This window comes from Burkholderia sp. 22PA0099, from assembly GCF_047497165.1.
Classification (GTDB): domain Bacteria; phylum Pseudomonadota; class Gammaproteobacteria; order Burkholderiales; family Burkholderiaceae; genus Burkholderia.
Genome location: NZ_CP163164.1, coordinates 717,627 through 732,189 on the forward strand (window position 1 = coordinate 717,627; position 14,563 = coordinate 732,189).

The window sequence follows — 14,563 nt, forward strand, 5'->3', positions numbered from 1 at the left end:
GCCTCAAGGCATGCAGTACCAGGCGTCGGGTTGGCTCCGGCGCATCCGAAACGAAAAAGCGGGCGGCTCGGCCCGCTTTTTTCATTCGCTCGCCGCTGCGCGCGCGCCCGATTCGCTGTATGCGGCGTGATGCGAGATCGCGTACAGCTCGCGGCTGCGCTCGATCGATTGCGCCGACGGCGGATAGTCGCCGTCGCGCGCCGGCACCAGCCCGTCGCGCTGGGCGTCCACCAGTTGCGCATGCACCTGCGCCCGCGTCAGCCCGTTGTTGTCCACCTTGGCCATGGCCGGTGCAGCCAGCGCCAGCGAAGCCATCCCTGCCGTGGCCAGCGCCGCGATCCCGCGAATCGTCTTGTTCATGAGTCACCTCCGTCGTCCGTCGATGAAGCGGCCTCGATGCTTGGCAATCCCAATCGAATACAGCGCGATGGAATGAAAAGCGGGCCGACGGAAACGATTCTGGTCGCCGCGCCTTGCCGCGAACTTGACGATCGGATGACAAAACCGCAATCCGCGCACATGACGCTTTCGTAATGTGCGCGTCAGAGCGGGGACGCCGCCGCGCCACCACACTGGCGCCTTCCGTCGCGGCATCCACGCCGCCCCGCTCCCCCTCCCTGCCCCTGCCCGGAAGGAACCGCCATGTGGATCGTCCGGCTGGCCTTGCGCCGGCCCTATACGTTCGTCGTGCTCGCGCTGCTGATCGCCCTCGGCGGCCCGCTCGCCATCCTGCGCACGCCGACCGACATCTTCCCGAACATCGACATCCCCGTCGTCAGCATCGTCTGGCAATACAACGGCCTGTCGGCCGAGGACATGGCGCACCGGATCACCTCGATCTACGAACGCGCGCTGACGTCCGACGTGGACGACATCGAGCACATCGAATCGCAGTCGCTGAACGGCGTGTCGGTGGTCAAGGTGTTCTTCCACCCCGGCGCGGACATCAACCGCGCGATCGCGCAGGCGGCCAGCAATTCCGCGTCGATCCTGCGCCTGATGCCGCCCGGCACGCTGCCGCCGAACATCATCACGTACAGCGCCTCGACGGTGCCGATCCTCCAGCTCGGGCTGTCGAGCACCACGCTGCCCGAGCAGCAGCTCTACGACCTCGGCAACAGCTTCATCCGCACCCAGCTCGCGACCGTACAGGGCGCGTCGGTGCCGCTGCCGTACGGCGGCAAGGTGCGCTCGATCGTGGTGGATCTCGACCCGCGCGCGCTGCAGGCCAAGGGCCTCGCGCCATCCGACGTGGTTAACGCCGTCAACGCGCAGAACCTGATCCTGCCCGGCGGCACCGCCAAGATCGGCGCGCGCGAATACAACGTGCAGATGAACGGCAGCACGCAGACCATCGCCGCGCTGAACAACCTGCCGGTAAAGGCCATCAACGGCAACGTGATCTACGTGCGCGACGTGGCCCACGTGCGCGACGGCTACGTGCCGCAAACCAATATCGTGCGCGCCGACGGCAAGCGCGCCGCGCTGCTGACGGTGGAGAAAACCGGCAGCGCCTCGACGCTGTCGATCATCGGGCAGGTCAAGACGCTGGTGCCGCAGATCGCGGCCGGGCTGCCGAAGGCGCTGAAGATCACGGCGCTCGGCGATCAGTCGGTGTTCGTGAAATCGGCGATCCAGGGGGTGATCCGCGAGGTGCTGATCGCCGCCTGCCTGACCGCGCTGATGATCCTGCTGTTCCTCGGAAGCTGGCGCGCCACGCTGATCATCGCGGTGTCGATCCCGCTGGCCGTGCTCAGTTCGCTGCTGGCGCTGTCGGCACTCGGCCAGACCATCAACATCATGACGCTCGGCGGGCTTGCGCTCGCGGTGGGCATTCTGGTGGACGACGCCACCGTGGCGATCGAGAACATCACGCATCACCTCGAACGCGGCGCGCCGCTCGAGGACGCGATCCTGACCGGCGCGGGCGAAATCGCCGTGCCGACCTTCGTTTCCACGCTGTCGATCTGCATCGTGTTCGCGCCGATGTTCCTGCTGACCGGCGTGGCGCGCTACCTGTTCGTGCCGATGGCCGAGGCGGTGATCTTCGCGATGGCGGCGTCGTATCTGCTCTCGCGCACGCTGGTGCCGACGCTCGCGATGTGGCTGCTGCGCGCGCCGAACCCCGCCGCCACCGGCCGCTTCGCGCGCTTCCAGCGCGGCTTCGAGCGCCGCTTCGAGGCGGTGCGCGCGCGCTACCGTGCGTTGCTCGACGGCGCGATCCGTTGCCGCCGCGCGGTGGTGATCGGCTTCGTGTTGGCCTGCCTGGCGTCCACCTCGCTGTTCGCGTTCGCGGGCCGCGATTTCTTCCCGGCCGTGGATACCGGCGAAATCCGCCTGCATCTGCGCGCGCCCACCGGCACCCGCATCGAGCAGACCGCGCGCCTGACCGACGAGGTCGAGGCGAAGATCCGCGCGACCATCCCGCCGGCGCAGATCGCCTCGATGCTCGACAACATCGGCGTGCCGGTCAGCGGCATCAACCTGACCTACGATTCGAGCGGCGTGATCGGCACCGAAGACGCTACCGTCATGATCTCGCTGAAGGCCGGCCATCCGCCCACCGCGCGGTACGTGGCCGAGCTTCGCAACGCGCTGACGCAGGCGTTCCCCGGCATCACGTTCGCGTTCCTGCCGGCCGACATCGTCAGCCAGATCCTCAACTTCGGGCTGCCCTCGCCGATCGACATCCAGATCGTCGGCAACCGGCTCGACGCGAACCGCCAGGTGGCCAACCGCCTGCTCGCGCAACTGCGCGGCGTGCCGGGCCTCGTCGATGCGCGCATCCAGCAGCCCGGCGACGAGCCGGCCATCAACGTGAACGTGGACCGCACCCGCGCGATCCTGGCCGGCCTCCAGCAGCGCGATGTCTCGCAGAACCTGCTGATCGCGCTGTCGGGCAGTTCGCAGACCTCACCGAATTTCTGGCTCGACCCGAGCAACGGCGTGAGCTACCCGATCGCGATCGAAGCGCCGCAATACGCGATCGATTCGCTGCAATCGCTCGCCAACCTGCCGCTGCCGTCGCCGCCGGGCACCGGCGCGACGCCGGCCGGTGCGGCCCCGCGCAACCTGCTCGGCGGGCTCGGCACGTTCGCGCGCGTCAGCCAGCAGGCGGTGGTGTCGCACTACAACGTGCAGCCGGTGCTCGACCTCTACGCGTCGACGCAGGCGCGCGACCTCGGCGGCGTGGCCGCCGACGTGACGAAGCGGGTCGACGCGGCGCGCGCCCAGTTGCCGCCGGGCTCGAAGATCGTGCTGCGCGGCCAGGTGCAGGCGATGGACACGTCGTTCTCGGGCTTGCTGGCCGGGCTGGCGTTCGCGATCGCGCTGGTCTATCTGCTGATGGTGGTGAACTTCCAGTCGTGGCTCGACCCGGCCGTGATCGTCAGCGGCCTGCCCGCCTCGCTGGCCGGCATCGCGTGGATGCTGTTCGCCACCCACACCACGCTGTCGGTGCCCGCGCTGACCGGCACGATCCTGTGTATCGGCATCGCCACCGCGAACAGCATTCTCGTGATCAACGCGGCGCGCGAGATGTTGCGCGACGGCGCGGCGCCGTGGCAGGCCGCGCTCGAAGCGGGCTTCACGCGCTTCCGCCCGGTGGTGATGACGGCGCTGGCGATGCTGATCGGGATGCTGCCGATGGCGTTGGGCCTCGGCGACGGCGGCGAGCAGAACGCGCCGCTCGGCCGCGCCGTGATCGGCGGGCTGGCGTTCGGCACGCTGTCCACGCTGCTGTTCGTGCCGGTGGTGTTCGGCATGGTGCACGCCTGGCTGGAGAAACGGCGCGACGCCGCGCCGCCGGCCGCCCCTGCCGCTCCCGCCGCCGATCCCGCTCCGTCCGCCGGCCGTCACTGAGCCCGCCGCTACCCTTTCGCGCCTACCGATCATGAACGATACGAACGATTTCGATCCCGCCGACCGCACGCCGCCGTCCGCGCCTTCCCACGCTCAGGCACCGGCTCAGGCTCAAGCTCAGGATCAAGCACCGGGTACGGCCCAAGCTCAGGCCCAGGTTCCGGCCACCCCGCCGCGCCGTCGCTCGCTCGTGCTGCCGCTGGCGCTCGCGGCCGGCTTCGCCGCGCTGCTCGCCGCCGGCATCGTGCCGCGCGTGGCGGCGAGCGCCGCACAGCACACGCAGGTGGCGGCCCAGCAGGCACTGCCCGTCACGGTGGTGCTGCCCGGCCAGGCACCGGCCGATCAGGAGCTGATCCTGCCGGGCGCGGTGACGCCGTTCGCCGATGCCGCGATCTACGCGCGCACCAGCGGCTATATCGCGCGCTGGCGGACCGACATCGGCGCGCACGTGAAGGCCGGCGACACGCTCGCGCAAATCGCCGCGCCCGATCTCGACGCGCAACTGAAGCAGGCGCGCGCCGACGAGGCCGTCGCGCAGGCCAACTACGATTACGCGAAATCGACGGCCGCGCGCTGGCAGCAGATGCTGACGACGCAATCGGTCTCGCAGCAGGACGCCGACACCAAGTCGGCCGACATGAACGCCAAGCGCGCGCTGCTCGCGGCCGCGCAGGCGAACGTCGCGCATCTGGCGCAGCTCGTGTCGTTCGAGACGGTCAGTGCGCCGTTCGCGGGGGTGGTCACGGCGCGCAACGTCGACGTCGGCACGCTGGTGACGGCGGGCGGCACGCCGGGCTCGCCCGGCCAGACGGGCGAGCTGTTCCATATTCAGCAGACCGATACGTTGCGCGTGTTCGTCGACGTGCCGCAGGACAGCGCCGCGAACGTGACGACCGGCACCGGCGTCTACCTCGGCTCTCCGCAATATCCGGGGCGGCGCTTCGCGGCCCGCGTCGCGCGCAGCAGCGGCGCGATCGATCCGGTCACGCGCACGCTGCGCGTCGAGATCGACGTGGACAATCGCGACGGCACGCTGATGCCGGGCGCCTACGCGCAGGCGCATTTGAGCATCGCCAGCGCCAGCCCGGCGCTCGAATTGCCGGTCAGCGCGCTGCTGTACCGGCCCGACGGCGTGACCGTCGCGGTGGTCGGCCAGGATGGGCGCACGGCGTTGCGGCAGGTTCGGATCGGGCGCGATTTCGGCACGCGCGTCGAGATCGTCGGCGGGATCGGCGCGACCGATCGCGTGATCGACAACCCGGGCGATTCGCTCGCGGCGGGCACGATGGTCAGCGTGACGGCGACGACGCGTACGGCGGTGCCGGGTGAGGGGGCGTCGGGTGCTTCGGCGGGTTCGGCGGCTTCGGCGGGTTCGGCGGGTTCGGCGGGTTCGGCGGGTTCGGCGGGTTCGGCGGGTTCGGCGGGTTCGGCAGGTTCGGCAGGTTCGGCAGGTTCGGCAGGTTCGGCGGCTTCGGGCTCGGGCTCGGGCTCGGGCTCGGGCTCGGGCTCGGGCTCGGCACCGGCTTCGGGCTCGAACTCAGGCTCGACCTCAGCCGCCGCCACCCCCACCACCCAGCACTAAAAGGCGCACCCACTCATGTCCGCTCCGCGCCCCCACCCCGCCCGCCGCACCCTCGTCGCGGCCCTGACGGCCACCCTCGCCGCACTATCGCTCGGCGCCTGCTCGACGCTGCCCGACTACGCCCGCCCGAGCGTCGACACCCCCGCCGCTTACGCCGGCGCGCCGCTGGCGCAGCCGGGCTGGCGCGTGGCCGCCCCCGCCGACGCCGCCACGCGCGGCCCGTGGTGGACCGCGTTCGGCGACGCCGACCTCAACGGGCTCGAAGCGCGCGTCGACGTGTCGAACCAGACGCTCAAGCGCGCGCTGGCCGATCTCGACGCCGCGCGCGCCACCGTGGCCGAGCAGCGCGCCGGCTTCCTGCCGACCATCACGGCCGGCGCCACGCCGAACCGCGCGCGCGTCTCGCAGAACAAGGCCGGCTCGTCGCTGGCCGGCAAGACCACCACCGATTACATGGCCGGCGTCTCCGCGAGCTGGGAGCCGGACGTGTTCGGCCGGATCCGCGACGCGGTGGCCAACGCCCAAGCCAACGCAGCGGCCAGCGAGGCCGACGTAGCCGCAGTGCGGCTCGCGATCGGCGCGCAACTCGCCACCGATTACTTCGCGCTGCGCTCGCTCGACACCCAGCAGCAATTGCTCGACCGCACCGTGACCGCCTACGGCCGCGCGCTGCGACTGCTCGAACAGCAACTCGCCGACGGCGCGATCGACGCCTCGGCCGTCGCCCAGGCTCGCGCGCAATACGAAGCGGCGCGCACCCAGGCCACCGACATCGGCGCGCAGCGCGCGCGCCTGCAACACGCGATCGCCACGCTGGTAGGCGAAAGCGCATCGACGTTTACGATTGCCCCGCGCGTGCAGGCGCTCGCGGTGCCGGCGATTCCGCCCGGCGTGCCGTCGCAGTTGCTGGAGCGGCGGCCCGACATCGCGGCGGCCGAGCGGCGCACCGCCGCCGCCAACGCGCAGATCGGCGCGGCGCGCGCGGCGTTCTTCCCCGACCTGATGCTCAGTGCCAGCGCCGGGCTGGAGAGCGCGGCGTTCGGGCCGTGGCTGACCGCGCCGAGCCTGTTCTGGTCGCTCGGGCCGCAACTGGTCGGCACGCTGTTCGACGGCGGCCGGCGCCGCGCCGCGCTGCACGGCGCGACCGCGCAATATGACGGCGCCGTGGCCGACTACCGGCAAACCGTGTTGAGCGCGTTCCAGCAGGTGGAAGACGACCTGAGCACGCTGCACGCGCTGGCCTCGGAGGCCGACAGCGCGCGGCGCGCGGCCGATGCCGCCGACCTGGCGCTGAAGCTGACCACGAACCGCTTCGACGCGGGCGCGGTCAGTTATCTCGACGTGGTGACGGCGCAGACGATCGCGCTGTCGAACCAGCAGCAGGTCGACCGGATCGACGCGCAACGGATCGCGGCGGCGGTGGATCTGACCGTGGCGCTCGGCGGCGGATGGGAGGGGTTGGGGACGGATGTGCCGGCAGCGGCGAACGGTGGAAAGTCAGCGGCCGAGGTACGGAAGCGAGCAGCGGCGGCAAGCGGCGAACCGCGGGAAGCAAGCGGTTGAGGCTCGGGAGCGGGCAGAGCAGGCGGGCAGCGAATGGTGGGAAGTCAGCGGCCCGGGCACGGTAGCAGGCAGCCCCGGCAAGCGGCCGGCAACCCGCCCACAACGGCTGTCGCCACCCGACGAGCATCCGGCAAGCCGCCGGAAAAACCACCCGCCAGCCGCCCCGGCCCGCGCCCGGCGGCTTATACCGCCCGCGGCAACGTCACCGTCACCCGCAACCCGCTCGGCTCGACATCGCCCAGCTCGATGCGCGCCCCGGTGCGCTCGACGATCGTGCGCACGATCGCCAGCCCGAGCCCCGAGCCGAGCGCCTCGTTGCCGACGATCCGGTAGAACGCATCGAACACGCGCTCGCGCTCCTGCGGCGCGATGCCCGGCCCGGTATCGGCCACGCTCAATTCCACCTGCCCGGCGCTCGCGCGCACCGCCAGATCGATGCGCCCGCCGTCGGGCGTGTAGCGAATCGCGTTGTCCACCAGGTTGCGCACCAGCATGCGCAGGTCGAGCGGGCGCGCGATCACGTCGGCCTCGTCGAGCTGGATCACTCCGATGTCGATCCGCTTGCGGTCGGCCAGCGGCATCAAGTCCTCCAGCACACCGCGGCAGGCCTGCGCCACCGACAGGCGCGCGTCCGGCGTATCGGGCCCGTCGTGCACGCGCGCGAACGTCAGCAACTGTTCGACCAGCGCGCTGCTGCGCGCCAGCCCACGCCGCAGCGCCAGCACGCGTTCGTGCGCGGGCGTGGCGGCGGTCAGCGGTTCGAGCCGTTCGGCCTGCAGCGAGAGCGCGGTCAGCGGCGTGCGCAGCTCGTGCGCGGCGTCGGCGATGAAGCGCCGTTGCGCGGCGATCGATTGCCCGACGCGATCGAACAGCCGGTTCAGCGCCACCACGAACGGGTGGATCTCGTCGGGCAGGCCGTCGTTGGACAGGCTCGACAGATCGCGGCTGTCGCGCCCGTCGACATGCGCCGACAGCGCGCGCAGCGGCGCGAACATGCGCCGCACCACGTAGCCGAGCACCAGCACCAGCACCGGCACGAACACGATCAGCGGGGCGGTGGCGGCCAGCGCGCTGCTTTCGGCCACGTCGTTGCGGCCGGCCGTCTGCTGGCCCACGGCCACGCGCGCGCCGCCTGCCAGCGTGCGCACCACGATCCGCCAATCCACGCCGGCCACCGTCACGTCCTGCACGCCGTCCGGCAGCGAAGCCGGCAGCGCGAGCGGGCCCGCGCCCGCATCGAGGCGCTGCACGATCAGTTCGGGCTTGTCGTGCACGGCCTTCACATGGCCGCCGATCGAGCCGTCGCGCTGCATCGCGTCGAGCGTGCCGGGGCTCAGCATCGCGGCCACCTGTTCGAGCTGCCAGTCCTGCAACTCGTTCGCTTCATGGAACGAGGCGCAGAACGACGCGACGCCCGCGATCACGGCCGCGAGCAACACCATCGCGGACAGCCACGCGGACAAGCGGAATTGCAGGGAATGTCTCATTGCGCCTTCGACACCATCCAGCCCACGCCGCGCACGTTGCGGATCGTCTCGCTGCCGAGCTTGCGGCGCAGCGAATAGATCAGGAATTCCACGGCGTTGCTTTCGACTTCCTCGTTCCAGCCGTAGATGCGATCTTCGAGCTCGGTGCGCGAGAGGATCGCGCCGGGCCGTTGCAGCAGCGCGTGGAGCAGCGCGAATTCGCGGCTCGACAGCCGAACGCTGCGCTCGCCGGCGCGCGCCTCGTGGGTGGAGGGATCGAGCGACACCACGCCGTTGTCGAGCACCGGCGCGGGCGTGCCGCCGCCGCGCCGCACCGCCGCGCGGATCCGCGCCAGCAATTCGGTGATTTCGAACGGCTTGAGCACGTAATCGTCGGCGCCGTTGTCGAGGCCGCGAATGCGGTCTTCCAGCGCGTCGCGCGCCGTCACCACCACCACCGGCACCGGGTTGTTGGCGGCGCGAATGGCCGCCAGCACATGAAAGCCATCCTGCTTCGGCAGCCCGAGGTCGAGCAGCACGAGTTCGTAGCGCTGGGTGCGCACCGAGGCGATCGCGTTCTCGCCGTCGCGCACCCAATCCACCGCGTAGCTGGCGTCGCGCAGCGCACCCGCCATCTCGTCGCCGATCATCTCGTCGTCCTCGACCAGTAACACTCTCATCGGCACGTTCCCCGTTCTTTCGCCTGCATTGCCTTGCCTTGGCCGTGCCCGCCGACGCCATTCGCGACCGGATTCGGGCATCCACGCGCGAATTTACCGCAATTTCTACCGCCCCCTCGCGCCGACAAGATCAGGCCCTGTTTTTCATCTAAGTTTCGACCAGCAGGCTTTCGAAGTCCGGCGCGCCCGATACCGAGCGGCGCGCCGCGTCCACCGCTGCCGGCATCCATGAACGCGATTTTCTCGAACCTCAAAAAGGCCCATATGCGGCCGACCGCGACACGTATTGCGGTCTACCGCCTGTTCCACGAATCGCCGAACGCCCATTTCACCGCCGATCAGGTGTTTCGCCGCCTTGCCGATCAGGACGAGCCGTACAACCTGTCGAGCATCTACCGCGCGCTCGGGTCGTTGCAGGAAGCCTCGCTGATCCTCGGTTCGTCGCTGGGCATGTCGAAGGTCATCTACGAACTGAACCGCGGCGACCCGCATATCCACCTGGTCTGCACGCGCTGCGACGCGATCCAGGACATCCAGGACCCAGCCTTCAAGGCGCAGCAGGCGCGCATCGCCGAGGAACACGATTTCCGCTACCTGAGCTACAACCACGTGGTGTTCGGTGTCTGCGGCGCGTGCGTGCGCCGTCTGAACGGCAAGCACTGACCCCCGCCGCCCGGCTCGCCAGGCCGCCGATGCGCTGACGCGCCGGCGGCCTGGCGCCGTTTACGGCCCACTGATGGCCCACTGACGGCCCGTCGAAGGCCCGCGTTTCCGCCGCTTCCAGCCCGTCCCGGCCCAGCGCCAACCGCTTCCCGCCCCGTTTTCCCATTGCACGAAAGTTGACCTTGCCGAGGCTACGGGCTTACCCGAATGCAAAAAAGTATCGGCTCGCGGTCTTATTTTCGGTGGTAACCGCGCGCCGTCGCGGCTATTTTTCATCCATCGCCCGGCCGCTCGACGCGCCGCGCGAATCGAAGCAAAACGAAGCAAAACGCAGCGACGAGAACGTCGAAACACAGGAGACACGGCGGTGCCGGCAGACACGACGATGAAGGCGATCCGGGTTGACGACGCGCACGATGCGTACGACGCCGCGCGGCCCGGCGAGCGCGCGCAGCCCGATCTCGAACTGGTGGCCGTGCCGCGCGACGAATCGTTCAAGGTCTGGTCGCACGGCTATCCGTATCGCACGGTGCGCTGGCACTTCCATCCCGAATACGAGATCCACCTGATCACCGCCACCAGCGGCAAGTACTTCGTCGGCGACCATATCGGCGATTTCACGCCCGGCAACCTCGTGATGACCGGCGCGAACCTGCCGCACAACTGGGTCAGCCACGTGCCGCGCGAGGAGCGCGTGGACGAGCGCTGCCTGGTGCTGCAGTTCGGCGCGGAATTCGTCGAGCGCGTGATCGCCGCATTTCCCGAGTTTCGCCGTGTCGAGGCGCTGCTCGATGCGGCCCGCTGGGGCCTGCTGTTCTCGCCCGACACCGGCGCGGCGGCCGAACCGATCCTGCGCGAGATGCTCGGCGCGCAGGGCATGCGCCGCATCGTGCTGTTCGTTTCCTTGTTCGAACTGCTGGTGCGCAGCCCCGAGCCGGCACGGCTGGCCAGCGCGGCCTATTGCGCCGACCCGGCGCGCTACGGCGCCTCGCGCATCAACCACGTACTCGCCCACATCGGCAAGAACCTGTCGCAAGAGCTGCGCGAAACCGACCTGGCCGCACTGTCGGGCCAGAGCGCCAGCGCGTTCTCGCGCTACTTTCGCCGTCACACCGGCGTGCCGTTCGTGCAATACGTGAACCGCCTGCGCATCAACCTCGCCTGCCAGTTGCTGATGTCGGACGAACTGAGCATCACCGATATCTGCTATCAGGTCGGCTTCAACAACCTGTCGAACTTCAACCGGCAATTCCTGATGATCAAGGCGATGTCGCCGTCGCGCTGGCGCGCCTATCAGCAACTGAACGCGGCCAGCGCGACGGCGGCAACGGCGCAGCCCAGCACCGACGCGGCGCTCGTCTAGCGCCGCGCATACCGGGCAGGCGCCCTCCACGACGAACGGAACGCGCCAGCCCAATCGATTCGCACTACGGATCAATATCCGAGAACGCAGCACCCGAACGGCCCACCCGAAGCCGGCCATTTTCAACGACACGGAGACACCCGATGAACCCGATGCTTTCCCGCACGCTGCGCGCCGCCGCCCTGAGCCTGGCGCTCGCCGGCACCGCCCCGGCCTTCGCCGCGCCGTCCGGCACGGTGGCGTTCCTGATGCCCGACCAGGCCTCGACGCGCTACGAGCAGCACGATTTCCCCGGCTTCAAGGCCGAGATGCAGAAGCTGTGCCCCGCCTGCCAGGTGCTGTATCAGAACGCGAACGCCGACGTGGCGCTCCAGCAGCAGCAGTTCAATTCGGCGATCGCGCAGGGCGCGAAGGTGATCGTGATCGATCCGGTGGATTCGACCGCCGCCGCCTCGCTGGTGCACATGGCGCAGGCGCAGGGCGTGAAGGTGATCGCGTACGACCGGCCGATTCCCGCCACGCCGGCCGACTACTACGTGTCGTTCGACAACGAGGCGATCGGCAAATCGATCGCGCAATCGCTGGTTCAGCACCTGAAGGCGAGCGGCGTGCCGGCCGGCAAGGGCGGCGTGCTCGAGGTCAACGGCTCGCCCACCGATGCGGCGGCCGGGCTGATCCGCAACGGCATCCACGCGGGCCTGCAAGGCAGCGGCTACGCCACGCTCGCCGAATTCGACACGCCCGAATGGGCGCCGCCGAAGGCGCAGCAATGGGTGAGCGGGCAGATCACGCGCTTCGGCGCGCAGATCGTGGGCGTGGTGGCCGCCAACGACGGCACGGCGGGCGGCGCGATCGCCGCGTTCAAGGCGGCCGGCGTCACGCCGCTGCCGGCCGTGACCGGCAACGACGCGACCAACGCCGCGCTGCAACTGATCATCGCGGGCGACCAGTACAACACCATCCTGAAGCCGAGCGAGATCGTCGCGGCGGCCGCGGCCAAGGTGGCCACGGGCTTCCTGTCCGGCCAGCCGCCGAAGGGCCAGACGACGCTCTACAAGACCCCCACGCAGTTGTTCACGCCGGCCGTCATCACCGCGCAGAACCTGAAGGCCGAAGTGATCGCCAAGGGCTTCGCGAGCGCGAAGGAACTGTGCACCGGCCGCTACGCGCAGGGCTGCAAGACGCTCGGCATCGCGAACTGACTGACCACGGCCGCGCGGCCTGCCCGGCAAGGCGGGCCGCGCGCCAACTCACAGGCATCTCCGTCATGACTCACGATTCCACGACCCGCGCCCCGCGCGGCGAACCCGTGCTGAGCCTGCGCGGCATCTCCAAGCGCTTCGGCGCGGTGTCGGCGCTGACCGACATCGAACTCGACGTCCACGCGGGCGAAGTGGTCGCGCTGGTCGGCGACAACGGCGCCGGCAAATCGACGCTCGTGAAGCTGCTGGCCGGCGTCCATCAACCGACCTCGGGCACCATCACGTTCGGCGGCAAGCCGGTGGCGCTGTCCGATCCGGGCACGGCGCTCGACCTCGGCATCGCCACGGTGTTCCAGGATCTCGCGCTGTGCGAGAACCTCGACGTGGTCGCCAACATCTTTCTCGGCCGCGAACTGAGCCCGCTGCGTCTCGACGAGGTGCAGATGGAAGTGCGCGCCTGGACACTGCTCAACGAGCTGTCGGCGCGCATTCCGAGCGTGCGCGACGTGGTGGCCTCGCTGTCGGGCGGCCAGCGCCAGACGGTGGCGATCGCCCGCTCGCTGCTGCTCGACCCGAAGCTGATCATGCTCGACGAACCGACCGCCGCGCTCGGCGTGGCGCAGACGGCCGAGGTGCTGAACCTGATCGAGCGCGTGCGCGACCGCGGCCACGCCGTGATCATGATCAGCCACAACATGGAAGACGTGCGCGCCGTGGCCGATCGCATCGTGGTGCTGCGGCTCGGCCGCAACAACGGCGTGTTCTACCCCGATTCGTCGAACGCCTCGCTGGTGGCCGCCATCACCGGCGCCACCGAGAACGCCGTATCGCGCCGCGCCGGCCGCCGCACCGCAGGCCAGGACGCCGCGCCCAGCCAAGGAAACGATCATGCGCAATGAATCGCAACACGCCACGCAGCCGGCGCCGGGGCCGGCTTCAAGTCCTGCTTCAAGCCCTTTGCTCGACCGCGCCGACGTACGCGTCAAACACGCCGCCGGCGTGGGCGACACGCTCGCCGCGTTCGCGCAGCGAGTGCGCGCCGGGGATCTCGGCTCGCTGCCGGTGGTGGCCGGCCTCGTCATCATCTGGACGGTGTTCGCCAGCCTGAACCCGGTGTTCCTGTCGGCCAACAACCTCGTCAACCTGCTGTTCGACTGCTCGACGGTGGGCGTGATCTCGCTCGGCATCGTCTGCGTGCTGATGGTCGGGCAGATCGACCTGTCGGTCGGCTCGATCAGCGGCTTCGCCTCGGCGCTGGTCGGCACGCTGTGGATCAACGCGGGCTGGCCGGTGCTGCTCGCGATCGTCGCGGCGATCGCGGCCGGCGCGGTGTTCGGCCTGTGCTACGCACTCCTGTTCAACCGGCTCGGCATGCCGAGCTTCGTCACCACGCTGGCCGGCCTGCTCGCGATCCTCGGCATGCAGCTCTACGTGCTCGGGCCGCCCGGCTCGATCAACCTGCCCTACGATTCGGCGCTGGTGGATCTCGGCCAGTTGCGGGTGCTGCCCGCGCCGGTGTCGCACCTGCTCGCGCTGCTGCCGGGCGCGGCGATGCTGCTGCTCGGGCTGCGCACCCATGCGCGGCGTCGCGCGGCCCGGCTGTCCGCGCCGTCGGCCGGCAGCCTGCTGCTGCGCGCGGCCGCGCTCACCGTGCTGCTCGAAGCGGTGGTCGCCTATCTCGACCACGGCCGCGGCGTGCCGCTGATGTTCGCGCTGTTCGTCGCGCTGGCCGCCGCCATGCACTACGCGCTGACGCGCACCCGCTGGGGCCGCTCGATGCACGCGGTGGGCGGCAATCACGAGGCCGCGCGCCGCGCCGGCATCCACGTGGGCGCGATCTACGCCAGCGCGTTCGTGCTGTGCACGAGCCTCGCCTCGCTCGGCGGCATCCTGAGCGCCGCACGGCTCGCCTCGGCCAGCCAGCAGGCCGGCTCGGGCGACGTCAACCTCAACGCGATCGCGGCGGCCGTGATCGGCGGCACCAGCCTGTTCGGCGGACGCGGCAGCGCATGGTCGGCGGTGCTCGGGATCGTCGTGATCCAGTCGATCGCGAGCGGCCTGACGCTCCTGAACCTGTCGTCGTCGCTGCGCTTCATGATCACCGGCGCGGTGCTCGCGATCGCGGTGATCGTCGATTCGCTGGCGCGCCGCTCGCGCGTCTCGCACGGCCGCGCCTGACCTTT

At 70.1% G+C, this 14,563-nt stretch carries 11 protein-coding genes; 8 read left to right on the top strand and 3 right to left on the bottom strand.

What is annotated here, in order from left to right:
* Positions 1-81: 81 nt before the first annotated feature.
* Positions 82-360: a DUF4148 domain-containing protein gene (locus AB4851_RS03185; protein ID WP_414448391.1), complete on the bottom strand. Its 279-nt coding sequence runs from the start codon at positions 358-360 to the stop codon at positions 82-84.
* A 282-nt stretch (positions 361-642) separates the two neighbouring features.
* On the opposite strand from AB4851_RS03185, the gene AB4851_RS03190 reads away from it, so the two are divergent.
* Genes AB4851_RS03190 through AB4851_RS03200 form a run of 3 tightly spaced genes read left to right on the top strand, consistent with a single transcriptional unit; the run spans position 643 to position 7,006 of the window.
* Positions 643-3,861 carry an efflux RND transporter permease subunit gene (locus AB4851_RS03190; protein ID WP_414448392.1) on the top strand — a complete coding sequence of 1,073 codons (3,219 nt, stop codon included), beginning with the start codon at positions 643-645 and terminating at the stop codon, positions 3,859-3,861.
* Positions 3,862-3,892: 31 nt separating this feature from the next.
* The gene (locus tag AB4851_RS03195) at positions 3,893-5,443 is read left to right on the top strand and encodes an efflux RND transporter periplasmic adaptor subunit (protein WP_414448393.1); all 1,551 of its coding nucleotides are present in this window, start codon (positions 3,893-3,895) and stop codon (positions 5,441-5,443) included.
* A gap of 15 nt (positions 5,444-5,458) precedes the next feature.
* Positions 5,459-7,006 (top strand): efflux transporter outer membrane subunit, encoded by a 1,548-nt coding sequence (locus AB4851_RS03200; RefSeq protein WP_414448394.1) that lies wholly within the window; start codon positions 5,459-5,461, stop codon positions 7,004-7,006.
* Between the two features lie 182 nt (positions 7,007-7,188).
* Here the strand turns inward: AB4851_RS03200 and AB4851_RS03205 are convergent, their stop codons facing one another.
* Together AB4851_RS03205 and AB4851_RS03210 are read right to left on the bottom strand one after the other, a co-directional pair.
* Complete coding sequence (locus tag AB4851_RS03205; protein ID WP_414448395.1) at positions 7,189-8,493, bottom strand: ATP-binding protein; 1,305 nt, start codon at positions 8,491-8,493, stop codon at positions 7,189-7,191.
* Positions 8,490-9,152 (bottom strand): response regulator, encoded by a 663-nt coding sequence (locus AB4851_RS03210; protein WP_414441002.1) that lies wholly within the window; start codon positions 9,150-9,152, stop codon positions 8,490-8,492. The genes AB4851_RS03205 and AB4851_RS03210 overlap by 4 nt, the downstream gene beginning before the upstream one ends.
* A gap of 228 nt (positions 9,153-9,380) precedes the next feature.
* On the opposite strand from AB4851_RS03210, the gene AB4851_RS03215 reads away from it, so the two are divergent.
* The 5 genes from AB4851_RS03215 (at position 9,381) to AB4851_RS03235 (ending at position 14,558) form a co-directional block, all read left to right on the top strand.
* Positions 9,381-9,815 (top strand): Fur family transcriptional regulator, encoded by a 435-nt coding sequence (locus AB4851_RS03215; RefSeq protein WP_414448396.1) that lies wholly within the window; start codon positions 9,381-9,383, stop codon positions 9,813-9,815.
* 385 nt (positions 9,816-10,200) lie between these two features.
* Positions 10,201-11,178, top strand: coding sequence for an AraC family transcriptional regulator (locus AB4851_RS03220; protein WP_414449129.1), 978 nt, complete (start codon positions 10,201-10,203; stop codon positions 11,176-11,178).
* A 143-nt stretch (positions 11,179-11,321) separates the two neighbouring features.
* Entirely contained in the window at positions 11,322-12,380 is a 1,059-nt protein-coding gene (locus AB4851_RS03225) for a sugar ABC transporter substrate-binding protein (RefSeq protein ID WP_414441000.1), read from the top strand.
* A gap of 65 nt (positions 12,381-12,445) precedes the next feature.
* The gene (locus tag AB4851_RS03230) at positions 12,446-13,279 is read left to right on the top strand and encodes an ATP-binding cassette domain-containing protein (protein ID WP_414440999.1); all 834 of its coding nucleotides are present in this window, start codon (positions 12,446-12,448) and stop codon (positions 13,277-13,279) included.
* Complete coding sequence (locus AB4851_RS03235; protein ID WP_414448397.1) at positions 13,269-14,558, top strand: sugar ABC transporter permease; 1,290 nt, start codon at positions 13,269-13,271, stop codon at positions 14,556-14,558. Before AB4851_RS03230 ends, AB4851_RS03235 begins: the two co-directional genes overlap by 11 nt.
* Positions 14,559-14,563: the final 5 nt, after the last annotated feature.

What these genes read in the sequence shown, in the direction of transcription:
- AB4851_RS03220 (WP_414449129.1), top strand. Translation starts at nt 10,201, where the DNA reads ATGAAGGCGATCCGGGTTGACGACGCGCACGATGCGTACGACGCCGCG.
- AB4851_RS03185 (WP_414448391.1), bottom strand. Translation starts at nt 360, where the DNA reads ATGAACAAGACGATTCGCGGGATCGCGGCGCTGGCCACGGCAGGGATG.
- AB4851_RS03225 (WP_414441000.1), top strand. Translation starts at nt 11,322, where the DNA reads ATGAACCCGATGCTTTCCCGCACGCTGCGCGCCGCCGCCCTGAGCCTG.
- AB4851_RS03200 (WP_414448394.1), top strand. Translation starts at nt 5,459, where the DNA reads ATGTCCGCTCCGCGCCCCCACCCCGCCCGCCGCACCCTCGTCGCGGCC.
- AB4851_RS03235 (WP_414448397.1), top strand. Translation starts at nt 13,269, where the DNA reads ATGCGCAATGAATCGCAACACGCCACGCAGCCGGCGCCGGGGCCGGCT.
- AB4851_RS03230 (WP_414440999.1), top strand. Translation starts at nt 12,446, where the DNA reads ATGACTCACGATTCCACGACCCGCGCCCCGCGCGGCGAACCCGTGCTG.
- AB4851_RS03190 (WP_414448392.1), top strand. Translation starts at nt 643, where the DNA reads ATGTGGATCGTCCGGCTGGCCTTGCGCCGGCCCTATACGTTCGTCGTG.
- AB4851_RS03210 (WP_414441002.1), bottom strand. Translation starts at nt 9,152, where the DNA reads ATGAGAGTGTTACTGGTCGAGGACGACGAGATGATCGGCGACGAGATG.
- AB4851_RS03205 (WP_414448395.1), bottom strand. Translation starts at nt 8,493, where the DNA reads ATGAGACATTCCCTGCAATTCCGCTTGTCCGCGTGGCTGTCCGCGATG.
- AB4851_RS03195 (WP_414448393.1), top strand. Translation starts at nt 3,893, where the DNA reads ATGAACGATACGAACGATTTCGATCCCGCCGACCGCACGCCGCCGTCC.
- AB4851_RS03215 (WP_414448396.1), top strand. Translation starts at nt 9,381, where the DNA reads ATGAACGCGATTTTCTCGAACCTCAAAAAGGCCCATATGCGGCCGACC.